This window comes from Planotetraspora sp. GP83, assembly GCF_041262585.1.
In the GTDB taxonomy this organism is placed as follows: domain Bacteria; phylum Actinomycetota; class Actinomycetes; order Streptosporangiales; family Streptosporangiaceae; genus JAOEGB01.
On sequence record NZ_JBGCBZ010000001.1, the window covers coordinates 1 to 15,171 of the forward strand.

At 69.0% G+C, this 15,171-nt stretch carries 11 protein-coding genes; 5 read left to right on the plus strand and 6 right to left on the minus strand.

What is annotated here, in order from left to right; genetic code table 11:
• From ABH927_RS00005 to ABH927_RS00020, 4 genes are all read right to left on the minus strand, one after another.
• Nucleotides 1-935: malectin domain-containing carbohydrate-binding protein (locus ABH927_RS00005; RefSeq protein ID WP_370017298.1), on the minus strand; the 935-nt coding region annotated here is incomplete at its 3' end.
• A gap of 393 nt (nt 936-1,328) precedes the next feature.
• Nucleotides 1,329-1,721, minus strand: coding sequence for a hypothetical protein (locus tag ABH927_RS00010; protein ID WP_370017299.1), 393 nt, complete (start codon nt 1,719-1,721; stop codon nt 1,329-1,331).
• Nucleotides 1,722-1,849: 128 nt separating this feature from the next.
• Nucleotides 1,850-3,514 carry an ATP-dependent DNA helicase RecQ gene (locus ABH927_RS00015; protein WP_370017300.1) on the minus strand — a complete coding sequence of 555 codons (1,665 nt, stop codon included), beginning with the start codon at nt 3,512-3,514 and terminating at the stop codon, nt 1,850-1,852.
• 114 nt (nt 3,515-3,628) lie between these two features.
• Complete coding sequence (locus tag ABH927_RS00020) at nt 3,629-4,831, minus strand: hypothetical protein (RefSeq protein WP_370017301.1); 1,203 nt, start codon at nt 4,829-4,831, stop codon at nt 3,629-3,631.
• Between the two features lie 106 nt (nt 4,832-4,937).
• On the opposite strand from ABH927_RS00020, the gene ABH927_RS00025 reads away from it, so the two are divergent.
• A complete protein-coding gene (locus ABH927_RS00025) occupies nt 4,938-5,891 on the plus strand; it encodes a Ppx/GppA family phosphatase (RefSeq protein WP_370017302.1) in 954 nt (317 codons plus the stop codon).
• Between the two features lie 96 nt (nt 5,892-5,987).
• Nucleotides 5,988-6,158, plus strand: a complete 171-nt coding sequence (locus ABH927_RS00030; RefSeq protein ID WP_370017303.1) for a hypothetical protein — start codon at nt 5,988-5,990, stop codon at nt 6,156-6,158.
• On the opposite strand, the gene ABH927_RS00035 is transcribed toward ABH927_RS00030, so the two are convergent.
• Entirely contained in the window at nt 6,143-6,922 is a 780-nt protein-coding gene (locus ABH927_RS00035; protein ID WP_370017304.1) for a heparin lyase I family protein, read from the minus strand. The two genes, ABH927_RS00030 and ABH927_RS00035, sit on opposite strands and share 16 nt — an antisense overlap.
• Nucleotides 6,923-7,110: 188 nt before the next feature.
• Nucleotides 7,111-8,700: a glycoside hydrolase family 88 protein gene (locus tag ABH927_RS00040; protein WP_370017305.1), complete on the minus strand. Its 1,590-nt coding sequence runs from the start codon at nt 8,698-8,700 to the stop codon at nt 7,111-7,113.
• Nucleotides 8,701-9,187: 487 nt separating this feature from the next.
• Here ABH927_RS00040 and ABH927_RS00045 point away from each other — a divergent pair, with 487 nt between their 5' ends.
• From ABH927_RS00045 to ABH927_RS00055, 3 genes are all read left to right on the plus strand, one after another.
• Entirely contained in the window at nt 9,188-11,656 is a 2,469-nt protein-coding gene (locus ABH927_RS00045; RefSeq protein ID WP_370017306.1) for a PQQ-dependent sugar dehydrogenase, read from the plus strand.
• Between the two features lie 75 nt (nt 11,657-11,731).
• Entirely contained in the window at nt 11,732-13,525 is a 1,794-nt protein-coding gene (locus ABH927_RS00050) for a glycosyl hydrolase family 28 protein (protein ID WP_370017307.1), read from the plus strand.
• Nucleotides 13,522-15,168: a CBM35 domain-containing protein gene (locus ABH927_RS00055; RefSeq protein ID WP_370017308.1), complete on the plus strand. Its 1,647-nt coding sequence runs from the start codon at nt 13,522-13,524 to the stop codon at nt 15,166-15,168. The genes ABH927_RS00050 and ABH927_RS00055 overlap by 4 nt, the downstream gene beginning before the upstream one ends.
• Nucleotides 15,169-15,171 lie beyond the last annotated feature (3 nt).

Sequence of the window (15,171 nt, forward strand, 5' to 3'; positions counted from 1 at the left end):
GTGACGCCGACGTTGTCGGTGGAGGCGCCCCACGACAGCGAGATGGTGGAGGAGGTCGTGCCCGTCACCTGGAGGTTGGAGGGCGCGCTCGGCGGGGTCGTGTCGCCGCCGCCTCCGCCGCTCTGGGTGGTGCCGGTGACGGAGTTGCTGGCGGCCGACACGTTCCCGGCGGCGTCCTTGGCCTTGACGGTGTAGGTGTAGCTGGTGCTCGCCGCGAGACCGGTGTCGGTGTACGTGGTGCCGCTCACGGTGTTCAGCAGGGTGGAGCCGCGGTAGACGTCGTAGGCGGTGACGCCGACGTTGTCGGTGGAGGCGCCCCACGACAGCGAGATGGTGGAGGAGGTCGTGCCCGTCACCTGGAGGTTGGAGGGCGCGCTCGGCGGCGTCGTGTCCCCGCCACCCCCACCGCCGCCGGTGACCGAGATCGCCGACACCGTGGCGTAGTTCGCCCCGCCGTTCATGTTGAACTGCACGTTGAGCTGGCCGTCGCTGACCGTCGTGGTGAACGACCTGTCGCACGCGGTCAGCGCGCCGCAGGAGGCGAAGATGTCGAAGCCGGTGAGCACGGTGGCGCCCTCGGCCTTCACGTCGAACTTGCGCTGGCCCGCGGCGTTCGCCCAGTCCTCGACCATCTTCAGCGTCACCGTGTAGGTGCCGTTGGCCACGTCGAACTTGTAGCCGGTCCAGCCGCTGAAGAGGTTGTAGTTCTGGTAGAGCCCGTCATCGGTGGTCCCGGCGATGGCGCTCGCGGTCGAGCTCGCCCCGTACAGCGTGTCGTAGCCCCAGTTGCCGCTGGCGTACGCCTTGTCGGCGGACCAGGAGTTCCCCGAGCCGTCGGTGAAGGCCGGGCCGTTCGAGTTGGCCCGGATCGGGACGGCCACCGCCCCGTACGCGCTGGGCGCCGAGACGGCGAGAGGAATCAGCAGTGCCCCCACTGCCGCTAAGAGGGTCGGAAGAATCCTGCGTTTCATAAATGCTCCACGTCCAATGGGCGGATACGAGGGGTGGGGTGCGCTGGACGCGTGCGAGGCGGCGGAGGGGCCGGTCGCTGGGTGGTTCGCAGTGTTTCCGCGGTGTTCGCGAAGGTTCGCCGTGTTCCGCGCTGGTTCGTGATGGTTCGCGGTGGCTTCGCGGTCTGTTTCGCGGGCGTGGGGTGCATGTCAGGATGGGGGCGGCGATCGCGGCATGGGCGCGCTTCCTGCCAGTGGGTTCCCGGGGAATTAATAGTAAGCTTTCTTGTTAATTTGACGTGAACCTACCCGCAGGCCGATGCACCGTCAATATGCGCGAACGCCTTACGGCCGCACGCCGAGGCTCCGCGAAACCCGTCAGCGCAGAACCTTCTCGTAGACCTCGACGCTCGTGACCACGAGGAGTGAGATCGCCAGCAGGGTGTACGTCATGGCCGGGGAGTGGCCCCGCCGGCCGGCGGCCTCGAAGAGGGGCGCGGTCGCCGCCGCGCGGGCCCGGGCGATCGCCGCCTGGTGGGAGAGGTAGCCGGTGGGGAAGGTGGTCACGCTGCCGCAGCCGCAGGCGGGACAGGTCATGCCGGACCACGGGGGCTGGACCTGCGTGCCCTCCCGGGTCCAGACGACCACGTCGTTGCCGTGTCCGTCGGACATGCGCCGGACGAGGTACTCCTCCTCCCAGACGCACAGACACCGCAGGCACTCGAACGGCCACGTCTCGTAGGCGCTGAACCCCTCCCGCACCTTGATCACCCCCGCATTTCTCACAAGCCCTTTTCGAGTGTGGTCGTGTGGCCAGAACGCCCGCAAGGGGAGGGCATGCCACGATTAGTAATGATTGCGTCGCTCGCCGCCTCCCGGCTTAAGGCTCAGCAGGGGGCTCAGGCCAGCTCCAGCACCCCGTCGATCGCCTGCAGTGCGAGGGTCTTGTAGCCCACCGAGTCGAAGAGCACGGTGACCCGGTCGCTCTCCCGGCTCATCACGATCCCCTGGCCCCACTCGGCATGCCGTACGCTCGCGTGGAGCGGGAACGGCCCGTTGCCGGTGGCGGGGGCGCTCGCCTCGCCCGAGCGGCAGGTGTCGCAGGCTCCGCAGGCCCGCTCGTACGGCTCGCCGAAGTATTCCAGCAGGAAGCGGCGGCGGCAGCCGCTCGTCTCCGCGTAGCCGCGCATCATGTCGAGGCGCGACTCCTCGAGCCGGTGCCGCATGTCGTCGAGCTCCATGGCCCGGGCGGCGGCCTCCCGGGGCGGCGGACCGTCGTCGGCGTATCTCAGCCCGCCTCCGTGGGCGGCCTCCACGGCGCCGGCCCTCTCCAGCAGGTTGATCTGGGAGGTCAGCTTGGCCGCCCCGATGCCGAGCAGCTCCCGAAGATCCCCGGCCGCGACCCCGGCCCTGTTCTCGCGGACGATCGTGGCGATCCGCTCCAGGAGCTCCTCGCCGGCCCGGCCGCCGGTGAAGAACTTGCGCAGCCCGAGGTCCTCCGACCTGTAGAACAGCACGGCCGAGGCGGGGTTGCCGTCGCGGCCGGCCCGGCCGATCTCCTGGTAGTAGGCGTCGACCGACTCCGGGGGCGAGGCGTGCAGCACGAACCGGACGTCCGGCTTGTCGATCCCCATGCCGAACGCCGACGTCGCCACCACGACGTCGAGCTCGTCCCCCTGGAAGCGCTCGTGGACGTCACGGCGCTCGGACGCCTTCATCCCCGCGTGGTACGGCTCGGCCTTACGGCCCCGCTCCCGGAGCAGCCCGGCGTACTCCTCGGCCTGGCGGCGGGTCGCCACGTACACGAGGCCGACGCCGTCGAGCCCCGCGGCGTGATCGGCGAGGGCTCCGCGCTTGTCCTCGTCCCTGACGAACCGGCGGACCTCCAGATCGAGGTTGGGCCGGTCGAAGCCGCGGACGATCTGCTGGGCCCCCGTGATGCCGAGAGATCGGATGATCTCCTCGCGCACGGTCGGAGCCGCGGTCGCGGTCATCGCGATCACCGGCGGGCGGCCGAGCCGTTCGATCACCTTGCCCAGCCGCAGATATTCCGGCCGGAAGCCGTGACCCCAGGCGGACACGCAGTGCGCCTCGTCCACCGCGACGAGCGAGGGCCGCGTCTCGGCCAGCCGGTCGACCACCTCCGGCTTGGCGAGCTGCTCGGGGGAGAGGAACACGTACTCGGCGTGGCCGGCGGTGACCTGGTCGAGGCCCGCGTCCACCGATCCGGCCGAGTTCACCGCCACCGCGCCGCCCGCGCCCGCCCTGAGCAGGCCCATGACCTGGTCGCTCTGCAGGGCGATGAGCGGCGAGACGACGACCGTGGGGCCGTCGAGGATGAGGGCCGGCACCTGGTAGACCGCCGACTTGCCGCCTCCGGTCGGCATGACGAGGAGCACGTCGCGCCCGGCCAGCAGGTGCTCCATCGCCTCCTGCTGGCCGGGGCGGAGCCGCTCCCAGCCGAAGGTGTCCCGGGCGGTGGCGCGCAGCCGTCTGCCCCGCCTGCCGAAGCGCCGCCCCCACCTGCCGCCCGCCCAGCCGCCCGCCCTCCGCCTCTCGCCCATGGTCACCGCTTTCCTCGCCGATCCGCCCTGCCCTACCCCGAGGGGCACGGGCGAACCGGCCCCCAGTCACAGGGCGGTCACAGGGCGGTCACAAGGCGGCGACAGCGGGAAGGATCAGCCGGAGTCGGACCCGCGCAGGGCCAGCGTCCTGTTGGTGAAGCCCGTGCCGGAGAAGGCATTGCGGTAGCCGGCTCCCCAGATCGTGGTGCTTCCGTTCGTCCCGGCGACCGCGGCCGCGCTGTTCAGCAGCCCGCCGTACTGCGTGGTCGTGCCCGGCTCGATCTGCCAGGAGGAGCCGTTCCAGCGCTCGACCAGAGGCTCCGGGTTGTTCGTCCCGGCGGAGGTGTAGCCGACGGCCCAGACCTTGCCGGGGCCGGTGCCGGTCACGCTGTAGAGGAAGTTGTTCCCGGTCCCGCCCAGCGCCGGTAAGGGGACCTCCGCCCACGCGGTGCCGTTCCAGTGGAAGCTGATCGGGGTGCGGTAGTCCCTGCCGCCGACGGCCCACACATCGGTCGGCGAGAGCGCCTTGACCCCGCGCAGGAAACCGCCCCCGGCGGGCTCGGGCACGGTCACCGGCGTCCAGGCCGAGCCGTCCCAGTGCAGGGCGAGCGGGTGGTACGGCTGGCCCGGGCCGCGGTCGCGCCAGCTGCCGACGGCCCAGACGTCGGTCGGCGAGGTGCCGGACACCGTGTAGACCTGCGTGAGGTAGTCGCCGACCGCCGGCAGCTCGACCTGTTTCCAGGTGGAGCCGTTCCAGTGGGCCGCGTAGCCGGCCCCCACCGCCGTGGGGGTCAGCGACTCGTAGTACCAGCCCACCGCCCAGGCGTCGCCGGGGGAGAGGGCCTCGACGCCGGTGACTGTGGGGGTGTTGGCCGGCTTGGGCAGGTCGACGATGCGCCAGCTCGTGCCGTTCCAGCGCCAGGCCGCGGCCTTCTTCGGGCCGTCGCCGCCGCCGTTCGGGCCGTGGGCGGTCTCGATCGAGCCGACGGCCCACGCGTCGCTCGCGGACGTGGCGTCCACCGCGTACAGCTCGTTGTAGAGCTGGGAGCCGTTGGGGCTGGTGACCCGCGACCAGGACGTGCCGTTCCAGCGGGCGATCAGCGACCGCTGGGCGCCCAGGCTGAAGTCGTAGGCCGAGCCCACCGCCCACGCGGCGTCGGGAGCCGTCGCGGCCACGCCGTACAGCTGGCTGAGATCGCCACCGGGAGTCGGGACCGCCGACCAGGTGGTGGACGCGGAGGCGGGTGAGGCGGCGAGGAGCGTGAGGGAGGCGGCCAGAGCGCCGATGACGGCGAGGGGGTGTCTGGTGGAGCCCACGGGGGTTTCCTTCCGTCGGAGTGTCCTGCCCCCACGACGTATCCCCGCCGGCCGCTGGCCGGGGGATGACCGGATGTGGACAAAACACAGGCTGTAGCGTCGGATCATGCGACTTGGAGTCCTGGACGTCGGTTCCAACACGGTGCACCTCCTGGTGATGGACGCGCATCAGGGCGCACGCCCCCTTCCCGCGTACTCGCACAAGGAGGAGATGCGCCTGGCCGAGCACCTCGTGAACGGCGACAGGCTGTCCGACGCAGGTGCCGCCCGGCTGCGGACCTTCGTGGCGGAGGCCGTGCGGATCGCGGAGGACAAGGGCGTGGAGGACCTGGTCGCGTTCGCCACCTCGGCGGTCCGCGACGCGGTCAACGGGGAGGAGATCCTCGCCCAGATCAAGGCCGACACGCGGGTGGACATCCAGGTCCTGTCCGGTGACGACGAGGCGCGTCTCACGTTCCTCGCCGTCCGCCGGTGGTTCGGCTGGTCGTCCGGGCGGCTCCTGGTCGTCGACATCGGCGGCGGGTCGCTGGAGATCGCCTCCGGGATCGACGAGGAGCCCGACGTCGCCGTGTCTCTGCCGCTTGGGGCGGGACGGCTGACCCGCGACTGGTTCACCGCCGACCCGCCGGACCCGGACGAGGTGCGTGCCCTGCGGCGGCACGCGCGGACCGAGATCGCCCGCACGGTCGGCGTCGTCGGCCGGTACGGCAGGCCGGACCACGCCGTCGCGACGTCCAAGACGTTCCGGCAGCTCGCCAGGATCGCGGGCGCGGCTCCCTCCAGCGAGGGCTCCTACGTCAAGCGGACGCTCGCGCACGAGGACCTGACGGAGTGGGCGGGCCGGCTCTCCCGGATGCCCGCGGCCGAGCGCGCCGAGCTGCCGGGCGTGTCGGCGGGCCGGGCCGCGCAGCTCCTCGCGGGAGCGGTCGTGGCCGACGCCGCCATGGACCTGTTCGAGCTGCCGGTCCTGGAGATCTGCCCGTGGGCGCTGCGCGAGGGGATGATCCTTCGCCGCCTCGACGTCCTGCCCGTCGGTCGCCCTCCGATAGCCGATCAGTAAGGCATGAGCCACCGGTAACGGGGCAAGTCAGGAGGTTCCGGGCCTATCTCTATCGAAGTCCGTCCGGGGGTCGTCTCTTAAGGGGGGAAGAGCGGAATGGTGGAGCTGCTGGGAGCGATCGTCTCCCTGGCGGCCGTGGCGGCGCTCACGGTGATGGCGCTGCTGGTGATCTCCGTCGTCGTGCTGGCCGTGCTCGGGGTGATGGCCGCCACGACCGGGCGGGAGCCGAAGGAGCGGATCGTCCGGTTCGGTCAGCCGAGCTTGTAGGCCTTCAGGTCGCGCAGCAGCAGGTAGCAGTCCTGGAGGGAGCCGGACTTGTCGCCCAGTGAGCGGTAGATGCCCCACTTCGGGCGGACCCGGTCGCTCAGCCAGGTGTCGAGCCCGCCGCGCTTGATGTCGAGGACCGTGGTGGAGCCGTCGCGGATCACCCAGTGGACCGAGCCGTTCGGGGCGTCGCCGATCTTCAGCTCGAAGTCGACGTCGATCCACTTGTTCTGCAGAGGGGCGAGGTTGGTGGACCCGACCACGACGCCGGAGTTCTCGACGTTCAGCTCGATCTTGGGCGTGCTGCCGTACCTGCGCAGTGAGGTGGTCAGGATGGGCGAGCTGTCGTTCCCCGGCATCTTCATCTGCATGATGTGCGTGAAGGTCGTGGTGGCCTTCAGCGAGGCCGGGATGTACATGGAGTAGGTGAGCCGCCAGGTCTCACCCTTCTTCCACTCCAGGTACGGCCCGCCGGCCGGGCTGCGCATGCCCTTGACCTCCTGGCGCTGGCGGTCGGTGGAGCTGTCCCGATCCTTCATGTGCATGTCGAACCGGTACACGCCGTTCTGCACGTAGATGTGCTTGACGCCGGGGTGGGAGCCCGCCCGGTCGTCCTCGACGCCCTCGAAGGCGGCGAGACCGTCCTTGGCCGCCGACGGCGACCACTTGAGCTGCCAGGCCGCTGCCTGCGCGGTGGGGCCGGTGAGCAGGCCGCCCAGCAGGGCCACGGCGCAGACGGCGGGCAGGAGGGCGCGTGAGCGGATCACTGAGGTTCACCTCGGGGGGGTTTAAAGCGAAGGGGGTGCTTTTGTTAGGAAGGTTTCTTATCATACGGAGACTACGGGCCGCCGTAATTCGAAAAAGGTACGGCTTCCACCCTGACGGGCGGAAGCCGTACCGGAGCGCGAAAGCGGGTGGATGAGTGCTCTCGCGCTCAGCTCATCGGACGCCGGGATCAGGCCCGGCCGGTTTTGATCATCTGTTCGCTCATGATCAGGAAGGCCCCGAGGCCGTGGAAGTCGTTCGTGGCCCGGGGACGGCCGTAGTAGAAGCTCAGCGCGTCATCCGCGTTGGTGCCGATGCAGATGTCGGCGACGTTCGTCCGGCCGTCGGAGCCGATCGACGTCTTGGCCAGCACGCCGTGGTAACCCTTGTCGGCGTAGGTCTGGTAGCTCGCGTCGACGTAGCCCTTCTCGATGGCCCGCGAGATCGTGGTCGTGTACATCGCCGAGCAGGACGTCTCCAGCCAGTTGTTCGGGTCGGTGCCCTTGTCGACGACCTGCCACCAGCGGCCCGTGGCCGGGTCCTGGTAGCGGGCGAACGCGTCGACCAGCTTGCGCAGGATGTCGATCAGCTGGGCCCGCTGCGGGTGGTCGGCCGGCAGCAGCTCCAGGATGTCCGTGATCGCCAGGCCGTACCAGCCCTCGGCGCGGCACCAGGTGATGCCGTTGGTGTTGCCCAGCTCGGGGTGCACCCAGCTCGCGGTGGCACCGCCCGGCTCGTCGTAGACGTGGTACAGGAGGCCCGCCTGCGGCCCGGTGGTCCGCTGGAGGTGCTTGGCGTAGACGACCAGCTGCTGGGCCGCGTTGTTGTTGCCCCACGTGGCGTCGTTGAACTGCTGGCCGTACCGGATCGCGAACGGGTCGGCCATGAAGGTGCCGTCGCCCCAGAGCTGGCCCTCGCGCGAGCTGCCGCTGCCGTGCCACCAGCCGCCGTCGGAGGTGCGCGGGTAGGTGGTCAGCCGGTCCCTGATCTTCTTCGCGGCGATGCGCCACTTGTCCTGGCCGGTCTCCTTGTACAGGATCAGCAGGACGTTGCCGGGCTCCATGCTGTCCAGGCTGCCGAAGCTGTTGCTGATGTTGCCGCTGCTGTCGACGAACCGGTTGCCCCAGTCCTTGATGTACTGCAGGTACCGCGCGTCGTGCGTGCGCAGGTAGACCTGGTACTGGCCCTGGAGGTAGAGCGCGACCGGGTAGCTCCAGCCGCCGATCGTGGACGGCGTGAAGCGGGCCATCGTCGAGTCGACGACCGCCTTCGACCAGTCCGTGGCCGGTGGCGTGACGACGTCGCCGACGGTGAGCGAGTCGACGTTCGGGCCGCCGTTGGAGGTGGTGCCGGTCGCCCGGATGACGTTCGTCCCGGCGACCAGGTTGGCGGTGACGGACTTGTTGGCCCAGGTGTCCCAGTTGCCCGTGCTGCCGAAGGAGAGCCCGGCGGAGACCACCGATCCGTTGACGGCGAGGTCCATCGGGCGGACGGTTGTGGTGCCGTTCGAGTACCGCAGCGTCAGGGTCTGCGGCCCCGCCGCGGCGGCGGTCACCGTCCACTCGACGTAGCCACCGGTGGTGTTCACGTAGTCGACGAACCCGGTGCCGGTGTAGCCGAGGTGGTTGTTGAACACTCCGGCCTGCGACAGCGTGGCGTTCTCGGCCTCGTAGACGGTGGAGGCCGCCGTGGCGGGGAGGGCGGGAAGGCCCGCCGCGGCGACCGCGGTTACCGCGATGGCTACGGCGAGCCTTCGCAAACCTCGGATGTGGGGGATCACCTTTCGGTCTCCTTGTCTCTGGAAACAGAGGGGGGACGGCAAGTCCTCCTATGTATGAGCTGCGCTCGGGACAGAGGCTTGCCGTACGGCCGTAACGCGCACGAGTCAGAAGCCGCACTGACCGTGTCCATCGGTTGTCAGGTCACGCTAAAAGATCCAACCTTTCGCGTCCACCTTTCCGTAATAGAGATACACCGTGGAGGCGAGTTCGGTCCATGTATCGGAACAAGAATCTGTATACCGGAACACGGTCGTGAAGGAAAGCGTTTCCTGTCGCCGGAACCCGGACAATTCGTGCAGACGGCGCACTACTCCGTGACATCCGATGTATCGGTCCGACATATCGGCGTTACAGGCAGGCAAACTTGCACCGGTCCATCTGTAACTTCGCGTTGACAAGCGACCGCCGAATGTGGGATCACGGTCCAAAGGTCCAACCTTTCGTCTCAGGAGCCTGCCGTCAGGGGCAGGCCGCCGAGGAGGTTCGATGAGATCTGGAAGGCCCAGAGCGCGCGCCGCGGTTCTCGTGGCGGCGCTGGTGGGAGGACTGTTGACCATGGGCGCGATGGCCGGACCGGCCGGCGCCGCCACTCGCTACGAGGCCGAGAACGCCACGATCTCCCAGGGCGCCGTGGCGACCAACCACCTGAACTACTCCGGCACGGGATTCGTCGACGGCACCAACGTCGCCGGAAGCTATCTCGAGTGGAGCTTCGACGCTCCGGCGGCCGGGACCGCGACCCTGGTGCTGCGATACGCCAACGGCACCACCACCACACGGACGTCGGACGTGTCGGTCAACGGCGCCGTGGTGTCGGCCGGGCGGGCGTTTCCCGGCACCGGCAACTGGGACACCTGGGCGAACTCGACCCTGACCGCCCCCGTGACAGCGGGCGCCAACAAGATCCGGGTGACCGCGACCGGCGCCGACGGCAACGCGAACCTGGACTACCTCGAGGTCACCGTGGCCGCGCCGTCGAACGACTACCAGGCCGAGGACGCCACCCTGTCCCAGGCCGCGGTGTTCAGCAACCACCTCGGCTACACCGGCACCGGCTTCGTCGACTACACGAACGTCACCGGGTCGTACGTGCAGTTCACCGTGAACGCCGCGAGCGCCGGGCCCGCCTCGCTGACGTTCCGCTACGCCAACGGCACCACGGTCGCCCGTCCGATGACGATCTCGGTCAACGGCGTGGACGTCGCCGCCGACCTCGTCTTCCCCGGCACCGGCAACTGGGACACCTGGGCGGACCTGGCCGTCAACGCGACACTGAACGCGGGCGGCAACACGATCCGCGCCACCGCCACCACCGCGAACGGCGGGCCGAACCTCGACCGCCTCAGCGTGGGGACTCCCTCGGACACCGAGCGGCCGACCACGCCCGGCCAGCCGTCCTGCAGCGGCGTCGGCGAGAACGGCCTCACCCTGAACTGGGGCGCCTCGACCGACAACGTGGGCGTCGTCGCGTACGACATCTACAACTACGGCAACAAGATCAGCGAAGCCGGGAACGTCACCTCCAAGCAGCTGACCGGGCTCACGCCGAACACGACCTACAGCCTGACCGTGTTCGCGCGGGACGCCGCCGGCAACGTGTCGCCGCCCAGCCCGATCGTCGAGTGCACGACGTCGCCGAGCTCCGACACCCAGAAGCCGAGCGCGCCGGGCACCCTGACGTCGTCGAACCTCACCGCCAACAGCGTCCAGCTCTCGTGGGGCGCCTCGACCGACAACGTCGGCGTCGTCGCCTACGAGGTCCGCAGCGGCACGACCGTCTACGCCACCGTGACCGGCAACCCGCCGGCCACTTCGGCGACCGTCAGCGGCCTGGCCTGCAACAGCCCGTACAGCCTGACCGTGGTCGCCAAGGACGCGGCCGGCAACGTCTCCGACCCGAGCAACACGGTCCAGTTCACCACCCCGTCCTGCAACGACCCCGACGGCGGCGTGCCGTCCGGCATCACGCAGATCTCCAGCGGCTGGACGATCCCGTGGGGCATGGCGTGGCTCCCCGACGGCCAGACCGCGCTCGTCACCGAGCGGGACGACAAGGTCGCGTCCGGCCAGTTCCGGGTCTACAAGGTCACCCTGTCCGGCACGAAGACGCTGGTCGGGACCGTCCCGAACGCCTCCACCACCGGCACGACGAGCGGTGAGGGCGGCCTGATGGGCGCGGCGGTGGACCCGAACTGGACCACCAACCACTTCGTCTACTTCTTCCACACGTCGCCGACGGACAACCGGATCGTCCGGATGACCTACAACGGCACGTCGCTGAGCAGCACTTCGACGCCCATCGTCACCGGCATCAGGCGGAGCCTGTTCCACAACGGCGGACGCCTCGCGTTCGGCCCGGACGGCTATCTCTACGCCACCACCGGTGACTCACAGCAGGGCAACCTCGCGCAAGACCGGAACTCCCTCAACGGGAAGGTCCTGCGGATGACCACGACTGGTCAGCCGGCGCCGGGCAACCCGTTCGGCACCCTCGTCTACAGCTACGGCCACCGCAACCCGCAGGGCATCGCCTGGGACTCCCAGGGACGCCTGTGGGAGGCGGAGTTCGGCAACAGCTCCGTGGACGAGCTCAACCTGATCAAGCCGGGTCTCAACTACGGCTGGCCGACCTGCGAGGGGACTTGCAGCGTCTCGGGGATGACCAACCCGAAGAAGACGTGGTCGACCGGCACGGCCTCGCCCAGCGCGATAGCGATCGTCCGGAACGTCGTCTACATGGCGGCGCTGAAGGGCGAGCGTCTGTGGCGAATCCCCATCGGAAGCGGTGAAAGCGTGGGCACCGCGACCGCCTACTACGTCGGCGCCTACGGCCGTCTCCGGACGGTGATCAAGGTGCCCGGCGCGAACCAACTGTGGCTCAGCACCACCAACTGCGACAACAACGGTGACGCTTCGCCAGGATCGGACCGGATCTTCCGGGTCACGATCACGTAATGAACGGCGAGTGGCCGCGTCCCAAGTCCCAAGGGGCGCGGCCACTCGCTCCCCAGCGCTGGAGGAACCCCCCACGTGGACAGACGAGATTTCATCAAGACCACAGGCATCATGGCGGGCGGCGTCCTGCTGACGGGGCTCACGCCCCGGTCGGCGTACGCCGCGTCGCCATGGGACCAGGTGCCGGCGATCCTGGCGAGGATCGTGCCGCCCACCTTCCCGGACCGGACGTTCGACATCACCGCGTACGGCGCCAAGCCGGACAACACGACCGACTGCACCGCCGCTTTCAAGAACGCGATCGCCGCGTGCAACGCCGCGGGCGGCGGCACCGTTCTGGTGCCGGGCACGGGGACGTTCCGCACCGGGAAGATCCACCTGCTGTCCAACGTCAACCTGCACGTCAACGCGGGGGGGACGATCCGGTTCCGCAGCGACGCCGCCTCCTTCCTGCCGAACGTGTTCACCCGGTGGCAGGGCATCGAGTGCTACAACTACTCGCCCTTCATCTACGCGTACGGCCAGACCAACGTCGCGATCACCGGCCCCGGGACCATCGACGGCAACGCCGCGGCGGGCCCCTGGTTCGGCTTCGACGACCAGCGCGGCCCCGACTGGGACCGGCTTCAGCAGATGGCGGTCGACGGCGTCCCGGTCAACCAGCGGCAGTTCGGCGACGGCCACTACCTCAAGCCGAACATGATCCAGCTCTACAACTGCACGAACATCCTGATCGAGGACGTCAACATCAAGAACCCCGCGATGTGGACGATCCACCCCGTGCTCTCGCGCAACGTGACCGTGCGGAACGTCAAGGTCTACAGCCGGGGCGCGATGGTCGACGGATGCGACCCCGAGAGCTGCTCGGACGTGCTCATCGAGGGCTGCTCGTTCGACACCGGCGACGACGGCACGGTGATCAAGTCCGGCCGCGACATCGACGGCCGCCGCGTCGGCGTGCCCAGCGAGAACATCGTCATCCGCAACAACAAGTACTACGGGCGCTGGGGCGCCATCACGGTCGGCAGCGAGATGTCGGGCGGCGTGCGCAATGTCTTCGCGCAGGACAACCAGATCTTCCCCGGTTCGAGCTACCACTCGTTCTACGCGGTCTACATCAAGACCAACAACCGGCGCGGGGGAGTGATCGACGGGATCCACGTCCGTAACCTCACCGGCGGCCCGTGCGACCGCGGCGGCTTCTTCATCGACATGAACTACAGCCTGACCGGCCCCGGCTTCGGCCCGATCGTCAACCCGGTCGTGCAGAACATCACCGTGGACGGGCTGAACATCGACAAGTCGCCGTTCGCGATCAAGCTGTCCGGGTCGTCGGCGAGCCACATCAAGAACGTGACGATCAGCAACAGCACGTTCACGAACATCACCACGGCGGCGCCCTCGATCAGCAACGCCGACAACGTGGTGCTGAGCAACGTCAGGATCAACGGCACCCTGTACGGCGGAGGCCCCCCGCCGGGGACCCGCTACGAGGCCGAGAACGCCACTCTCTCCGCGGGCAGCGTGGTGGCCAGCAACCACCTGAACTACTCCGGGGCCGGGTTCGTCGACACGGCGAACGCGGCGGGGAGCTACGTCGAGTGGACCGTGACCGCCGCGAACGCCGGCACCGCCACGCTGCTGCTCCGCTACGCCAACGGCACCACCGTCAACCGCCCGATGGACATCTCGGTCAACGGGACCGTCGTCGCGGCGGGCAAGGCCTTCAACGGCACCGGCAACTGGGACACCTGGGCCTCCTCGACTCTCACCGCCACCCTCAACGCCGGAAGCAACACCGTGCGCGTCACCGCCACCACGGCCAACGGCTGCCCCAATCTCGACTACCTGGAGGTGACCGGCCCATGAGAAAGGTCATAGCGGTCCTCGGCGGGGCGCTCCTCGTCCCCCTCGCGTTCATCCCCCTCGCCCAGACCCCCGCCCAGGCCGCCCCCGGCTGGGAGCTGAAGTGGGCCCCCGAGGCGAGCCGTGACGGCCTGGCGGCGTTCGAGACGATCGAGGACGACCGGGCCGACTCGCACAAGGCGGGACAGCCGCACATCTTCGCGGAGGGCAACAACTTCCGCTGGAACATGCACATGGTCGACCGCGACTCGATGACCGACCGGCAGCGCCAGGAGGTCACCGGCATGCGGACCCCCGCCGGCGGGCCGTACCTGCAGATGCTGAGCGGCCAGAGCTGGCGGTTCACCTACTCGATGTTCATCCCGAGCACGCTGAAGGGCACGACGACCTTCACCCACATCATGCAGTTCAAGATGCCGGGCACCGGCTCGCTGCCGATCATGACGATCTCGCTGGACCGCGACAGCAACAACCAGCAGATCATCGAGATGCAGGACTTCAACGAGAACAACCTCATCATCGGGTCGACGCCGCTGGTGCCGCTGCAGAACTCCTGGATCGACGTCGAGGTCGAAACCAAGATCGGCAACGGCACGGCCGGGTCGCTGCGCTTCGTGATCAAGAAGGCCGGGACGACGATCCTCGACAAGACCAAGACGGGGATCGACACCTTCCTGGACGACCGCGTCCGGCCCAAGTGGGGCATCTACCGGTCGCTCGGCGACAGCTCCGGTTCGCTGCAGGACACCTACATGCTCATCACGAACATGCGAGGCTACCAGTGGACCAACAACGCGACCCCCAGCCCGTCGCCGTCGCCCTCGCCCAGCCCGTCGCCGAGCCCGTCGCCCTCGCCGTCTCCCACTCCGACCGTGACGAACCGGTATGAGGCGGAGACCGCGACGATCTCCCAGGGCACCGTGGCGTCGGACCACACCGGGTTCAGCGGCACCGGCTTCGTGGACTACACGAACGTGGCCGGAAGCTACGTGCAGTGGGCCGTGAACGCGCCGGCGGCGGGCCAGTACAACATCAAGCTCCGGTACGCCAACGGCACGACGGTCGACCGGCCGGAGGACATCACGGTCAACGGCAACCTGGTCGCCAACGACCTGTCCTTCCCGGCGACCGCGAACTGGGACACCTGGCAGACCAAGACGATCACAGCGACCCTGAACGCGGGCACCAACCTGATCCGCGCGACGGGGGTCACGGCCAACGGCGGTCCCAACACCGACTACATCGAGATCGACCCGGCCCCTGCCGCGGTCGACTATCAGGCGGAGAACGCCACGATCTCCCAGGGCGTCGTCGAGTCCAACCACCTCGGCTTCACCGGCACCGGGTTCGTGAACTTCACGAACGTGGCCGGCAGCTACCTCCAGCAGGCCGTCAGCTCCACCGCGGCCCGCACCGGCTCGCTCACGATCCGCTACTCGAACGGCACCACCGTGAACCGGCCGATGGACATCACGGTCAACGGCGTCCTCGTCGCGGACAACCGCGCCTTCAACAGCACCACGAACTGGGACACCTGGGCGACCGCCACGATCCCGATCACGCTGAACGCCGGTTCCAACACGATCAAGCTGACGTCCAGCACCGCCGACGGCGGACCGAACATCGACAAGATCACGATTGGCTAGGGG